The 13,513-nt window shown below is 55.4% G+C and carries 12 protein-coding genes and 1 pseudogene; 6 read left to right on the top strand and 7 right to left on the bottom strand.

All coding sequences use genetic code 11. The features are described from left to right. Positions 1–12: 12 nt before the first annotated feature. Complete coding sequence (locus tag TH30_RS14565) at positions 13–1,245, bottom strand: NnrS family protein (RefSeq protein WP_114098827.1); 1,233 nt, start codon at positions 1,243–1,245, stop codon at positions 13–15. Positions 1,246–1,487: 242 nt separating this feature from the next. Here TH30_RS14565 and TH30_RS14560 point away from each other — a divergent pair, with 242 nt between their 5' ends. Beyond that, positions 1,488–2,957 carry a leucyl aminopeptidase gene (locus tag TH30_RS14560; RefSeq protein WP_114098885.1) on the top strand — a complete coding sequence of 490 codons (1,470 nt, stop codon included), beginning with the start codon at positions 1,488–1,490 and terminating at the stop codon, positions 2,955–2,957. Between the two features lie 82 nt (positions 2,958–3,039). Next, complete coding sequence (locus TH30_RS14555; RefSeq protein WP_114098826.1) at positions 3,040–3,495, top strand: DNA polymerase III subunit chi; 456 nt, start codon at positions 3,040–3,042, stop codon at positions 3,493–3,495. 33 nt (positions 3,496–3,528) lie between these two features. On the opposite strand, the gene TH30_RS14550 is transcribed toward TH30_RS14555, so the two are convergent. After that, on the bottom strand, positions 3,529–4,176 hold the full coding sequence (locus TH30_RS14550) for a GNAT family N-acetyltransferase (protein WP_181850305.1): 648 nt from the start codon (positions 4,174–4,176) through the stop codon (positions 3,529–3,531). A 40-nt stretch (positions 4,177–4,216) separates the two neighbouring features. Then, positions 4,217–5,179 carry a homocysteine S-methyltransferase family protein gene (locus TH30_RS14545; RefSeq protein WP_114098824.1) on the bottom strand — a complete coding sequence of 321 codons (963 nt, stop codon included), beginning with the start codon at positions 5,177–5,179 and terminating at the stop codon, positions 4,217–4,219. Between the two features lie 235 nt (positions 5,180–5,414). Between TH30_RS14545 and TH30_RS14540 the strand changes: the two genes are divergently transcribed. Beyond that, a complete protein-coding gene (locus TH30_RS14540; RefSeq protein ID WP_114098823.1) occupies positions 5,415–6,065 on the top strand; it encodes a TetR/AcrR family transcriptional regulator in 651 nt (216 codons plus the stop codon). 26 nt (positions 6,066–6,091) lie between these two features. Here TH30_RS14540 and TH30_RS14535 read toward each other — a convergent pair whose 3' ends face one another. The 3 genes from TH30_RS14535 to TH30_RS22135 are packed head-to-tail and all read right to left on the bottom strand — an operon-like array spanning position 6,092 to position 9,980. Then, positions 6,092–6,721, bottom strand: coding sequence for a hypothetical protein (locus TH30_RS14535; protein WP_114098822.1), 630 nt, complete (start codon positions 6,719–6,721; stop codon positions 6,092–6,094). 30 nt (positions 6,722–6,751) lie between these two features. Further along, positions 6,752–9,082, bottom strand: a complete 2,331-nt coding sequence (locus TH30_RS14530) for a protein-arginine deiminase family protein (protein ID WP_181850303.1) — start codon at positions 9,080–9,082, stop codon at positions 6,752–6,754. Positions 9,083–9,089: 7 nt separating this feature from the next. Continuing rightward, entirely contained in the window at positions 9,090–9,980 is an 891-nt protein-coding gene (locus TH30_RS22135) for a hypothetical protein (protein WP_181850301.1), read from the bottom strand. A gap of 323 nt (positions 9,981–10,303) precedes the next feature. Between TH30_RS22135 and TH30_RS14515 the strand changes: the two are divergent. From TH30_RS14515 to TH30_RS14505, 3 genes and pseudogenes are all read left to right on the top strand, one after another. Continuing rightward, positions 10,304–11,032 (top strand): annotated as a pseudogene (locus tag TH30_RS14515) (methionine ABC transporter ATP-binding protein); the annotation flags it as partial. Between the two features lie 81 nt (positions 11,033–11,113). Then, the gene (locus TH30_RS14510; RefSeq protein ID WP_114098817.1) at positions 11,114–11,773 is read left to right on the top strand and encodes a methionine ABC transporter permease; all 660 of its coding nucleotides are present in this window, start codon (positions 11,114–11,116) and stop codon (positions 11,771–11,773) included. Positions 11,774–11,830: 57 nt separating this feature from the next. Further along, a complete protein-coding gene (locus TH30_RS14505) occupies positions 11,831–12,631 on the top strand; it encodes a MetQ/NlpA family ABC transporter substrate-binding protein (protein ID WP_114098816.1) in 801 nt (266 codons plus the stop codon). A gap of 127 nt (positions 12,632–12,758) precedes the next feature. Here TH30_RS14505 and TH30_RS14500 read toward each other — a convergent pair whose 3' ends face one another. Then, on the bottom strand, positions 12,759–13,397 hold the full coding sequence (locus tag TH30_RS14500) for a LysE family translocator (RefSeq protein ID WP_114098815.1): 639 nt from the start codon (positions 13,395–13,397) through the stop codon (positions 12,759–12,761). Positions 13,398–13,513: the final 116 nt, after the last annotated feature.

The raw sequence follows: 13,513 nt of genomic DNA, 5'->3' as shown, positions 1-13,513 counted from the left end.
ATCACGAAGGACCTAGCGCACCGGAATGCCGCGTGTTTTCTTCTGCGACGGGCCCAACAGAACCGGGCCATAGCCAATCAGAAATGCCAGCCAGCCGCCCAGCCACATCAGGGTCGCAATCGCAAGGATCGTGACATAGTGTTCATTGCTTTGCCCGGCGATGATCCGAAAGGCGGTTGAAAGCCAGATCAGGCCAAAGGCGGCATTAAGCATCCCGCTTGCGCGCAATTCGCGCCCGGTATGGCCAAGGGCCGCCCGCCCGGAAATCGCAATGATCATACAGGCCATCGCCCCGCCGGTCAGCGCATGCAGCGCATCGCGACTGCCAATCGTATCGGGCCAGATATGTGACGCCCCCAGAAGAGCAAGCCCCACCGGCACCCAGAAATAGCCAAGATGAAGCATGGCAACAATCGGCTCGCGCCAGCTGTAAATCCCGCGCCAGCGGATCAGGCGCACGGCATGCAGCACGGCCGCAACCAGAAGCACACTGCCAGACAATGGCGTGTCAGGTGCGGTAATCGTACTCAGGATGGCGACAACAATGCTGGCCATACAGGCCATGTCAAACCGGCCAAACATGGCGGGCATCGGCGCATTGATCTGTTCGCGCTGCATCCAGTTGCGCGTAAAGGCCGGGATCACCCGCCCGCCAATGAGGCTGATCAGCAAAATGATCGTCAGGATCGCGGTTTGATAAAGAATGGCCGGATCAAGGGCGATGACATCCAGGCAGGATGCAATAAACAGCCCGTCAAACAGCGCGATGACGCCAATCACGGCCAGAACCCGCATATTCTTGAAATTGCGCGCCGCAATCAGTTCGCGTGCGCCCAGCGCAATCAGAAAGGCGAAATAGGCAAGATCGCCAAGGATCACCAGAACCGGTGGCAGGCTGTCGGCAAAACCGACTGAAATCCGCCCCAGAAGCCACGTTGATGTAAGGCCCATTAACATCGGCCCGGAAATGGCCGGTCGTCCGGTCCAGTTGGCAATTGCCGTTAACAGAAACCCGCCAATCGCCGCCCCGCCAAAACCGAATATCATTTCATGGGCATGCCAGTATGACGGCGTTCCAAGGCTTGGCACGACAATTCCGTGGGCAAATCCCGCAACCCACCAGACCACAGCCACAATCGCCAAAAGACCGGCAAGCAGGAAAAGCGGGCGGAATGCACCACTCCAGAATGGATGGGGAGATTTTGGCGGCTCGGTAATGGTAATCGGTGCCGGCTTGGCGCACATGACGGGGCTCCTGCATAGGGGAATGGGCCATCATAGCGGGTTTTGACCATCCGGACTTGATATTGGGCAATTTGGATCGAAGCCAATTCGCAACGCTAACACATTGCTGTTAAGTGAAATCCCGGAGCTTTTTCGATGATAAGCCTTTTCAAGCGCATTTATCGCGCTAGATTAGGGGCAGTATTGTTCAGACACAGTGTTCAAGCTGTGCGCCCCGAAACATGACAGGAGTCCTGTTCACCATGAAGATCACGTTTTCCGATCTCGCCATTCCGTCCAGCGGTGCCGTTATTGCCTTTGCGACCGAGGGTGCCGATCTGATGCCAAGTGCCGTCGCACTGGACGAAGCAACCGGTGGATCGATCACCAGGGCGATCAAATCCTCGACCTTCAAGGGCAAGGCAGGACAAAGCCTTCAGGTTCTGGCGCCGGCCAATGTTGATCTGTCGCGCGTGATCATTTTCGGGATTGGCAAGGAAGCCGAATTTGACGTGATCGCTGCCCAGAAGCTTGGCGGTTCTGTGACCGTACGCGCGCTGTCAACCGGCGAGAAAGAGGTCTCTGTCCTGTTTGATATGGAAAACCTCGCCTGTGATTTCGCAACCGGTGCGATGCTGCGCGACTATCGTTTTGATAAATACCGCACCACCGAAACCAAGGAAGACAAGCCGGTTCTGAAATCCCTTGATGTCGCGACCCGCGATCACAAGGAAGCCAAGAAACAGTTCGATACCGCCAAAAAGGTCGTCGAAGGCGTGTTCTTCACCCGTGATCTTGTCTCCGAACCGGCCAACGTTCTGTATCCGGAAACCTTCACCAAGGAAGTCATGGCGCTTGAAAAGCTCGGTGTCGAGATTGACGTCCTTGATGAAAAGGAAATGAAGAAGCTCGGCATGGGCGCGCTTCTGGGCGTTGCCATGGGCTCGGCCAAGAAACCGGCCATGGTTGTCATGCGCTGGAATGGCGGCAAGAAAAAAGACGCCCCGATTGCCTTCGTTGGCAAGGGCGTGACCTTTGACACCGGTGGTATTTCGATCAAACCGGCGGCTGGCATGGAAGACATGAAATGGGACATGGGCGGTGCCGGTGTTGTTTCCGGTCTGATGAAGGCACTGGCGGGCCGCAAGGCGAAATGCAACGTGGTTGCGGTTCTTGGTCTTGTTGAAAACATGCCGTCCTCGACCGCACAGCGTCCGGGTGACGTTGTGACCTCGATGTCGGGCCAGACGATTGAAGTCATCAATACCGACGCCGAAGGCCGCTTGGTTCTGTGTGATGCCCTGACCTATGTGCAGGAAAAATACGATCCGCGTCTGATCGTTGATCTGGCGACCCTGACCGGTGCGGTCATCATTGCCCTTGGTCATGAAAATGCCGGCCTGTTTTCCAATAATGACGATCTGGCTGCCCAGATTTCAACAGCCGGTCTTGCGGTTGATGAAGGTGTCTGGCGCTTGCCGCTGTCGCCTGCCTATGACAAGCAGCTTAAATCCGACATTGCCGATATGAAAAACGTTGGCGGTCGTCCGGCCGGTTCGATCACCGCGGCCCAGTTCCTCAAACGCTTTATCACCAAGGATCGCCCCTGGGCGCATCTTGATATCGCGGCCATGGCATGGTCGACCGCGGATAAGGAAGTCGTGCCAAAAGGCGGTACGGGCTTTGGCGTGCGTCTGCTTGATCGCTTTGTTGCCGATAACTACGAAAACTGATTTCGGTTTTCATCGGTCGTAATTTGCGGGGCAGGGTGTGGATCACCTTGCCCCGTTTTCATGTTCGGGCTAGAAACGCTGTATGGCTGACATCTGGTTCTATCATCTCACCAGCTTGCCGCTGGAACGCGCACTTCCCACCCTGCTCTCCAAAACGCTGGAGCGGGAAAAACGTGCTGTGGTGATGACCGGTAATGATCAGCGCATCGATGCGATCAACACGCTTCTCTGGACCTATGATCCGGCAAGCTGGTTGCCCCATGGTTCTGCCGCTGATGGTGATCCGGAAATGCAGCCCGTCTGGCTGACATCCGAGGATGAAAATCCCAACAATGCCCAGTTCCTGTTTCTGACCGACCGTGCGATGAGCGACAAGGTCGCGGAGTACGAACGCGTCATCATGCTGTTTGATGATCGTGACCATGATGCGGTGGCCGAGGCCCGCACGCGCTGGAAAGACTGGAAAGACGCCGGTCACAAGCTGTCCTACTGGCAGCAATCCCCGCAAGGCGCGTGGGAGAAAAAGGCCGAAAGCTGATCGCTTCCGGCCTTTGTTGTTTCACGGTTCTTTTCAGATTTCCTTGATCAATAACACCCAGTTCTGACCACGATTTTCCCAACCCTCCTTGACCATCGGGCGTTGGGCACAGGCCACAAAGCCTTGGCGTTGGTAAAGGCGAATTGCGTCGGGATTGCCATCCGATGCAATCAGGCTGACGGTCTTTTTACCGGCATGTCGTGCATTGGCCTCGGCCCGTGCAAGCAATGCCGATCCAATCCCCTGATCGCGGTGGGCCGGAAAGACGGCAAGGACATTGATGTACCAGCTGCCCGGTGCAAGATTTTCAAGTTCAAGGATCGGTACGAATATCGCCGGGATATCGGCCGGGTCAAAGGGCTCTGGCTGATCAGGTTGGGCATAATCGACAAGTGCCGCAACGGTTTCACCATGATGGACCGCAAGGGTGGTGTTGCGATATGAAAAACCGCCTTCTTCACGTTGTGCGCGTCTGCGACCGACATCAAAGACCGTCTCGCTGCCTTCTGCCATGTCTTGCCACAAATAGACCGGCAAACCTTCACCGGCGATATTGATCAGCTGGGCCATCGCATCGGCATCCGATTTTGTCGCTCTGACAAAGCTCGTGACCGGGTGCGGGTGGCGCGGACGGGCGGCACCCTTATGTGCCGCCCGTTCCAGTACGGGTTCTGCAATCATTGCTCGTATCCTGTTCTTTTTGGGTTTTCGTGTTTGGTTCTTATGCGCCCGTGGCCAAAAGGCGCGGCAGGGCATGTTTGGTCATAGCCGCAACATGGCGATGGTCTGTGCCGCAACAGCCGCCAATCACCGCCAGATTTGGCAGCAGATCAGCCAGATCGTGATAAAGCTGGCCCAGTTCTTCCGGATCGCCATCATCAAGATGCGTGCTGGCATCAAGTTCGGCGTGGCTTTGGCGCGATGCATTGGCCCGCAGACCACAAATGCGCGTTTTCCAGTCGCCGTTTTCGTGCAATCGGTCGCGGAAATGATCCGGGTGGGCACAGTTGATCATGTAATAGGCCGGATAGGTCCCGGTTTCGGTATCAACCATGGCAATCGCATCACGGATCGTCTCGCCGCTGGGCAGGTTGCCATCGGTTTCAACAGTGAACGAAATGACGCAAGGAATATCAACATCCCGGCACGCAAGGGCGATGCCGATGGCTTCCTCGGGATAGTTGATGGTCACGACCGACACCATGTCGACCCCCGCCTTGGCAAAAGTCACAATCTGCGGGGCGTGATAGGCGCGCGCCTGATTGATCGTCATCCGGTCCGATGGCACATACCCATCGCCACGCGGTCCGATATTGCCACTGATCAGGCACGGTGTTGCATCAGAATGATAACGATCGCGAAGCTCCGCCATCAGGCCAATGGCCTTGCGGTTGATATCGGCCAGGTCATCCTCGTCATAGCCGATCCTGGCCCCCCAGTCGCGATTGGCGCGCCATGTCGGGCTTTCAAGGATAAATCCGGCTTGGGCCTGCTTGGCCAGATCAAGATAACGTTCGTAATAGGCGGTGATACGCGCGCAGCCCGCATCCGTTTTCAGAAGGTCAAAGGATGCAAAATGCGGCAGGTCGATCCCGTCATGAAAGATCAGGGTGGTCTCAAGACCGCCATCGGTGATGAATTTTGCCTTTCCGTGCGGCGGAAGGTGCAGATTGCCTGTGCTCATGGGTCCAAATTTCAGTTTTGGGTTTCAAAATTTCTACCGCGGGGGTATGTAATCGCGGATCGGAAATCTCGCCCTGATTGAGTTTTGCTTCTAGTAGGCACACGGTCAGGTTTTTCAGATTTTCAAAAATATATTCAAAACAGATGCTTATGATTTATCCGGTGTTTTTCGGCGCGGCCATGGCGGCCTTTGACGACGAAAAACTGTACCGGCGGTAGGGTAAGCGGGGGTTGAGATGGAAAAACTGACAATCACCGACACGTTCGGTGGCCCGAAACGCAAGGGCGAACGCACGCGCGAACGCATTCTGGAAATCGCATCACAGGCAGTTCTGGAAAAGGGCTTCGGTGCGACCTCGATCGAGGAAATCATTGCCGAAGCCGGACTGACAAAAAGCGGGTTTTTCTATCATTTCTCCGATAAGAACGAACTCGCCCGCGCACTTTTGCAACGCTATATTGAACAGGATGACGAAATCCTCGATCAGGTGTTTGATCGCGCCCGCGAACTGGTCGACGATCCGCTGCATCAATTGCTGGCAGCGCTTAAAATGCTGGCCGAGGTGCTCGAAGATCTGCCCAACGGTCATCCGGGCTGCATCGTTGCGGTCTATTGCTATCAGGAACGGCTGTTTGACAAGGAAGTCCGTGATCTCAACCGTCACGCCGTTCTGGCCTGGCGCACCCGTTTCCGCGCGATCCTTGACGATATCGCAGACCAGTACCAGACGACCGAGCCGGTCGACCTCGAACAGGTCGCCGACATGATTTCAACCGTGCTCGAAGGCGGGATTGTCATGTCAAAGGCACTCAACGAGCCCCGCAAACTCGCCGATCAGGTCATGCTGCTGCGCAGTTTTTTAAAGCTGCTTTTTACCCAGCGATAGAATGTGCATTCATGGGACCCTTGCCGCTAAGGTTTGGGTTGTGTGGTGCCAGGGCCCGGAAGGAATTCGGCAAACAGGATTTCCACCAGTGCCTTTGTTACGTCTTGCTCGGTCAATTTTCCCGCAGCCATTTCATTGATTGCCGGGAAACTGTCGGATGCCAGGTCAAACAGCTTTGTCTGGATCTCCGATGCACGCACAGGCCAGTCGGGATCAATTTGTGCAAGTCCCAACAGCATGCTCCGCGCCATCTGATCGGCATCACCGCTTTTGATCGCGTCCTGAACCTGCGGGATTTGCTTGGCCTCCGATACTGCAACATCAAGTGTCGCCAACAAATCGGCAAGTTCCTTTGCCTGTTTCTGAATATCGTTAACCGGATAGTTTTGTTCGATCTCGCGCAACGGCGCGACAGCGGCCGACGTGCCATAACTTCCCAGATAGGATATCGCCCCGCCAAGCTGCCAGTTTTCCCATTTTTTCCAGACCCCGGCCTTGAGATCGTCAATCATCGGGGCCGCAATCGTGCCACTATATCGACGGAAAATCTGATCAACCGTGTAAGGGGCGGGGCGATTTGAAATGCGGTCTTCCATCGAGCTGGCAAGACTGGAAATATCTTTGAGGGCCTGTTGATAGTCACTTTGTGCACTCATCGGGAAACTCCCTTTTCATGTGCGATGATATCAGGCATCGACCGCCGTCCACCAGTTTGCATAGCGCGCATTGCCAAAGGCCGTCTGGCCGTCATAGGGGGCGCGAAGTTCATTTGTGCCGCAGTGAATCTCGCCATGCGCGACATGGTAGTCGTCCCAGTCATCAATAAAGACGCATTCCGGACCGTTCTGAATTGCCGCGATCTTCTGTCTGATATCGTCCTCAAACAGATCATGACCGTTATTGGGCATTGTGTTGTCGACAATCCAGGGACCAAAAGGCTTGGGAATCATGAGTTTGTCGTTCCCGACGAACATATTGACCATATCCCCGGTCATGGCGCCACTGCGGAAACCGCATTCTCGACCCGGATAAATATTGAAGCCGTTATCTGCACCAATTGTCCAGAAGCTGATCTTGTCAGAAATTGTGAAGTTACCATTGATCTGATGCACGGGAATGAAGATTACGGGCACCTTGATGATATCATTGTCCGTCAGATCGAACGCTGCCTTTAATCGACGGATGTTCTGATTGATCAGATTTTCAATACCATAGATATTCCAGTCTCTGAGTTGTTTGTATGTGTAGTTTTGTAAGTTCCCGGTATTGATATCCTGCCAGCTTGTTGGGGCCTGCCCGTTGCCCAGGAAGTCGGTGATTGTGCCGGTCGCATCTATGGCGTTGCCGATGCTAAGCCCTGCAAAGTTTGGGGTCGCATTGCCCGGCGAATGTGGCGGGCGCGCAATAAGTGGCGCGTTGCCATGTGCATTGCGGTTATTGCGCAGAATGCCATAGGCCGTTGCCGGGCTTGCGATCAGCAGTTTCCATTTCTTGAAGGCATTGGCCGGGTTGTCGTCCGGAACGAATGTCATCATCTCGTCCACATGACCAACCGCCAACCAGTCAGTGTTCAGTGTGATTGGCGGCTGCATGTTCTGCGCATCAAAGAAGTCTCTGCTGCTTTGATCCACGGTGCTCTGGACATTGTTGCCGAAATAGATCCGTCCATATCGGTAATAGGCTGTCGCTCCGTTCACCGTTTTCTGCACCGGGGGCGTAACGGCAATATTACCCCCGGAATTGCCGTCATTAATGCCATCAGCACTCCCGGCAGCAGGGTAATACAGCCCTACATTCTGGCTGATCAGCGTTTGGTAAATCCAGTTCTGTAATGACCGCCAGCGATGAGCTTTCATGAAGGTGTCCTTGCTTTGAACACCTGCTCCGTTTCCTGGCCAGACACTGTGACCTGAGACAATGGTATCGCGCATCCAGCGATCCCTGCTGATGCCGGGCCTCGCGATTCTTCCCGCAGCAATGAAATTCTGCCAGGCATTGCCGTTCAGATAGGGAACGTGTGTGAGTGCGGACGTGCCCGGTGTGGCCAATGTCAGGGCGTAGGGCGGGTTTTCGTTGGCAACGGGAACGCCAAGGGCCGCTTGAAAGTTGGCATTATTGGCATCGACAACATAAATCTGCGAAACAGTTTGACGATGATGATTGCCGATCCAGCGCGCAACGACAACCCGGTCTGCAAAGAGATAGGTGGGATTGCCATTCCCTGTGACTTCCTGCTGGATCACGTTCAGGGCGATGCGGATTTGCCCGGATGTAAATCCTGTGCCCGCAAACCGGACGGCTTCAACTGCATAGAGTTTGGACGCACCGACAGTGACGGTGGTGATCGGGACGCTGTGGGTCGTTTCGGGGCCAATGATTTCGGCGCTGTTATTCAGGATCCCGTCGAAAATCCGCAAATGCTGTTGGGCAGGGTTTTCGCCAAGGGTTCCGATCACGCTTAACAGCAAGCTCCAGCCCACCGGAATAGCCGGGGCACCTGCATTCGGGCCAAGGGCATTTCGCCGGATTTCAAGGCGGGATGTGCCGGTGACAAGGTCATTGTTACCATTGACCCGCTGATCCTGATTATCCGTGTATCCGGCAGCGGTATTGTTGCCGTCACGATTGCAGTTGACCGGAATGATCGCGCCCACACCGGCGGTGCCATAGGTGATTGCCCCCGGTGTTACCTGATTAAGGAGACCGGCATCATCCAGATTGCCATCGCGATTGCGATCAGTATGAAGCGTATACCAGACAACATCGAGATTCTTCGCATTGACGGCATCGCCATTCACAACAATGTTCTGTTCGTTGACAGGCACGAAACCGGCACCGGAAATCTCAAGGTCCCATGTGCCGTTTGGGATGTTGAATACACGCGAAACCGCGACATTCGGCGTAAGGACGACATTCTGGATTTGTTGTGGCTGGCCCACGCAGGTAAGTGAAACACGTACCGTGTTAAACGGGTAAACTCCGGCGGGGGCGGTCAGCTGGACGGTGTAATTTGCCATGGCGTCCTCAGCGGCTGCTAGGTTCGTGGGATGGGGTTTCGTGCAACGCATCGGCAATCAGTTGCCGTGCCTGAAGTGCGTTGTTTAAAACCGCAATCCGGTCATCAATGGTGCCAAGACCGGTATCTTTCAGGATCGCGCTGGCCCAAGGCTGGCTGAAGACGTCCGGGCCACCTGTGAATTGCGCCGTCGCATAATCAGTGATCCCGTCGGGGGTTTTCGCGCCAAGCTTGATCGCGGCATCCCCGGCGGCTTTGCTCGCGTTCGCCAGACTGTCGGCGTCGTAGCCCGCGACCGCGTCGGGAATGGTGATCTGCAAGTATCCGGGCAGAGATGCGACGACATCCTGCAAGGACGGCACGGGCGAGGGGGCCGGTGCTGGCGTCGGAGTTGGCGTTGGGGTCGGAACTGGTGTCGGGACCGGTGTTGGTTGGGGCTGAGGCTGAGGTTGTGGCTTGGGATCGGGTTTGACGCCGCTGCCACCTTGCAGGGAACCAACCGCCTGAGACTCTTGGGTCAGAAGTTTTGCAATTTCATCAGCAAAGCGTTTCTCGGCCTGATAGCGTGTTGCGGCACTGGCATCGAATTTCTGTTTGCTAAAGATGCTCATGGATTTCAGGCGTTCGGCGTCCTGCGCGCGAAAGGCCGACAGGGTCGCCGATATCTGACCGGCACCGGAGGACAGCCTGGATGCAAGATTTGCGGCATCCGGGCATTTGCCACTGGCAATCGCCACATCACCTTCGGCGGCTAGCTTTTCAAGCGACGCCGTTTCCGATGACAGGGTGGAAAGCTGTGTCTTGGTACGGACATCCACCTTGTTGCCCGTGACCGTCACGACGGTCGGGTACTGGGCCAGTGTTCTGGCAAGGTCATTGATCCGGTCGGCATAGGCCATCTGTCCAATCCCGCTTTGATATTGACCATCCCTAGACGGGACAGCAGCGGGTTTGTGAATGCCGACTGGTGGGGGCTTTTGAACAAAATATTTGTGTTGTATATTTCAACTTCATGAAAGCTATGCGTAAAATGCATGATCATTGCCATTGATGAACGGCGTCCAGTCAGGTACACAAGAGCAATCGAACGCGCCGATTTGCTCCTCAGCTTGCGGGCGCGATAAAAATGCGGCTAAAGCGAGAGGGCGTATATGCTCCGTATGTACGACCGCCTCGGTTAAGCCGCGGCGGTTTTTTTGTATCTACGGAAAGGTTGGGGTCCATGATCAGGCTCTCGAACGTCCAGAAGACTTATGCTGCCCGGCGTGGCAGTGAAGAACATACAGCGCTGCGCGGTATTGATCTTGATATTGCAGCAGGCGAGATTGTTGGTGTCATTGGCCGTTCCGGTGCCGGTAAATCTACCCTGATCCGTTGTATCAATCTGCTTGAAACGCCGACCTCGGGCTCCGTGGTTGTGGATGGCACGGACGTCACCAAGCTTTCCAAGCGTGATCTTCCGTTGTTCCGTCGCCAGCTTGGCATGGTGTTTCAGCATTTCAATCTGCTGTCGTCGCGCACGGTCTATGACAATATCGCGCTTCCGCTTGAACTGGCCGGTGCCAGCAAGGCCGAAATCGCCGAGGCGGTAAATCCGCTTTTGCCGCTGGTCGGACTGGAAGAAAAGCGGGATCGCTATCCGGCGGAATTGTCCGGTGGTCAGAAACAGCGTGTCGGTATTGCGCGCGCCCTGTCATCGAGCCCCAAGGTTCTTTTGTGTGACGAGGTGACCTCGGCCCTTGATCCGGAAACCACCCGCCAGATCCTTAATCTGCTTAAAGACATCAATAAACGTCTTGGTCTGACCATGGTGGTGATCACCCATGAAATGGCGGTGGTCAAGGCGCTGTGTGATCGTGTTGCGGTCATGGATGGCGGTGTGATTGTCGAAGAAGGGCTGGTTGACGGCATTTTCGCCAATCCGGTTCACGACACCACCAAATCGCTTCTGGCCGATGAATTCGTCGAATTCCGCGCCGGCCAGTCCAGTAACCAGTCCAGCGACCAATCTAACGGGCAGGAGGATTAATTCATGTTTTCGACACTCGCACCGATCTTGCTTCAGGCGACCGGGGAAACCCTTTACATGGTTGCTGCTGCCTTGACGCTGGGCACCTCGATGGGGCTTCCGCTTGGTGTGCTTCTGGCCACATCCGGACGTGGCGAACTGTTTGAAGCGCTTTGGTTCCAACGTATCTTTGGCCCGATTGTCAATGCGACCCGTTCGGTTCCCTTTATCATTCTGGCCGTGGCGATCATTCCGTTCACCCGCCTGATTGTCGGAACGTCAATTGGTACGTCTGCGGCGATTGTGCCGCTGACCGTGGCGGCGATCCCGTTCATTGCGCGCATCATCGAAGGGGCCATTCGTGAAGTCGATAGCGGCCTGATCGAAGCCGCCCAAGCCATGGGCGCGCGCCCGGTTCAGGTCGTGACCAAGGTTCTGCTGCCCGAGGCATTGCCCGGCATCATTCATGGCCTGACCCTGACCGCGGTGACACTGATCGGCTATTCGGCCATGGTCGGTGCGGTTGGTGCTGGTGGGCTGGGTGATCTTGGCATTCGCTATGGCTATCAGCGGTTCCGCCCCGACGTGATGGCGGCCGTTGTGATCACCCTGATTGTTGTGGTGCAGGCTGTTCAAAGCTCGGGCGACTGGATGGCGCGCAAGGCTGATAAACGTAATATATGAGCAATCCTCATATTTTGAAATTCCCGCAAAGAACCAGCTAAAACAAGGAGTTTTACAATGCGGTTTCTGCTTAAACTGACGGCTGCGGCCGTTCTGGCATCGGCCCTGACCGGTCAGGCACTTGCCAACGAAAAAATCAAAATCGGCGTTACCCCGGGTGCGCATGAAGAAGTCATGGAAGAGGTCGTCAAGGTTGCGGCGACCAAGGGTCTTGATATCGAAATCGTCAGCTTCTCGGATTATGTCATTCCGAACCAGGCGCTGGATGATGGCGATCTGCAGGCCAACAGCTTCCAGCACAAGCCGTATCTTGATAACCAGATCAAGGATCGCGGTTATGATCTGGCAGTTGTCGGTTACAACATCCTGACCCCGATGGGCATCTATTCCGACAAGATCAAAAGCCTCGACGAGCTTAAAGACGGTGCGGAAATCGGCATTCCGAACGACCCGACCAATGGTGGTCGTGCGCTTCTGGTGCTGCAGGCACAGGGCCTGATCAAGGTCGATCCGGCAGCCGGTCTGGTTGTCAGCCCGCTTGATATCATCGAAAACCCGAAAAACATCAGCTTTGTAGAGCTTGATGCTGCACAGCTGCCGCGTTCGCTGGCCGATCTTGATGCCTCGGCAATCAACACCAACTATGCGCTTGAAGCCGGTCTGAACCCGATCAAGGATTCAATTGCGATTGAAGGCAATGACAGCCCCTATGCCAACGTGATCGTCACTCGCACCCAGGACAAGGATGCGGCCTGGGTCAAGACGCTGGTTGAGGCCTATCACGATGACAAAATCCGCGAGTTCATCGAAACCAAATACGAAGGTTCGGTTCTTCCGGTCTTTAAAATTTCTGAATAATCAGCCTGATTATTCAATTTAAGTTAATCGCCCGCGTGCCTTCCGGTCCGCGGGCGATTTTCATTTCGGGTTCCTGATTGTCGGGGATCGAGTTTGGCCTCAACCCTCAACCCTCAACGTAGAGTCATCAATCAAGTGTGACCATGCCGTGCCATGCGGTCAGAAGGGCAACCCCGATAAACAGTAATCCTGCCGCCCGCCCGATAAAGATGGTGGCGACCGGGTTGCCCGTGATCAGATTGCGGCTGGTTCCGGCAGCAAGGGCAAGCGCGCCATAGACGGCAAGCTGAACCGCAGCCGTCATGATCCCCATCACCAGCGCCTGTGACCAAAGCGGGCCATATTGCGGGCGGATGAATTGCGGATAGACCGCAAAGATAAACAGATAGGCCTTGGGGTTGAGCATGCAGGTGATCATGCCCTGACGAAAGGCGATCCACAGTGATGATGGTTTTGCCGCCCGGATCGCCCCGACGGTGATCGCACTTCGGATCAGGGTAACCCCGATCCAGACCATATAGGCCGCCCCGGCAAACAGCATCACATTCAAGAGCCAGGGGGCAATGGCCAGAAGGGCGCTGATGCCGATTGCGCCAAGCAGGGTGTGATACACCCCGCCAAGCATGATACCGACCGTTGCCGAAAGACCGGCACGCCGCCCGCCGGTCAGGGCATTGGCGATGACAAAAAACATATCCATTCCGGGCACGATAATGATGCCCGAAAGCAGAACGAAAAATAGCCAGAGATTTTCAACATAGGTCATGGCACGCCTTGCATCGGGGTTCGTAAAAGTTTGTCACCCGGAAGCTAGCAGGGCGCTCCTGACAGGATCATGTCAGGAATGTCGGTCGCATGGTGATCCTTCTGGCGGGAATAATC

This window comes from Thalassospira profundimaris, assembly GCF_003326795.1.
GTDB classification, from domain to species: domain Bacteria; phylum Pseudomonadota; class Alphaproteobacteria; order Rhodospirillales; family Thalassospiraceae; genus Thalassospira; species Thalassospira profundimaris_C.
This window is presented reverse-complemented; position numbering and strand designations above follow the sequence as displayed.

Bases quoted from the DNA above. Each gene is read 5' to 3' on its own strand.
- TH30_RS14565 (WP_114098827.1), bottom strand. From the start codon at position 1,245: ATGTGCGCCAAGCCGGCACCGATTACCATTACCGAGCCGCCAAAATCT.
- TH30_RS14560 (WP_114098885.1), top strand. From the start codon at position 1,488: ATGAAGATCACGTTTTCCGATCTCGCCATTCCGTCCAGCGGTGCCGTT.
- TH30_RS14555 (WP_114098826.1), top strand. From the start codon at position 3,040: ATGGCTGACATCTGGTTCTATCATCTCACCAGCTTGCCGCTGGAACGC.
- TH30_RS14550 (WP_181850305.1), bottom strand. From the start codon at position 4,176: ATGATTGCAGAACCCGTACTGGAACGGGCGGCACATAAGGGTGCCGCC.
- TH30_RS14545 (WP_114098824.1), bottom strand. From the start codon at position 5,179: ATGAGCACAGGCAATCTGCACCTTCCGCCGCACGGAAAGGCAAAATTC.
- TH30_RS14540 (WP_114098823.1), top strand. From the start codon at position 5,415: ATGGAAAAACTGACAATCACCGACACGTTCGGTGGCCCGAAACGCAAG.
- TH30_RS14535 (WP_114098822.1), bottom strand. From the start codon at position 6,721: ATGAGTGCACAAAGTGACTATCAACAGGCCCTCAAAGATATTTCCAGT.
- TH30_RS14530 (WP_181850303.1), bottom strand. From the start codon at position 9,082: ATGGCAAATTACACCGTCCAGCTGACCGCCCCCGCCGGAGTTTACCCG.
- TH30_RS22135 (WP_181850301.1), bottom strand. From the start codon at position 9,980: ATGGCCTATGCCGACCGGATCAATGACCTTGCCAGAACACTGGCCCAG.
- TH30_RS14510 (WP_114098817.1), top strand. From the start codon at position 11,114: ATGTTTTCGACACTCGCACCGATCTTGCTTCAGGCGACCGGGGAAACC.
- TH30_RS14505 (WP_114098816.1), top strand. From the start codon at position 11,831: ATGCGGTTTCTGCTTAAACTGACGGCTGCGGCCGTTCTGGCATCGGCC.
- TH30_RS14500 (WP_114098815.1), bottom strand. From the start codon at position 13,397: ATGACCTATGTTGAAAATCTCTGGCTATTTTTCGTTCTGCTTTCGGGC.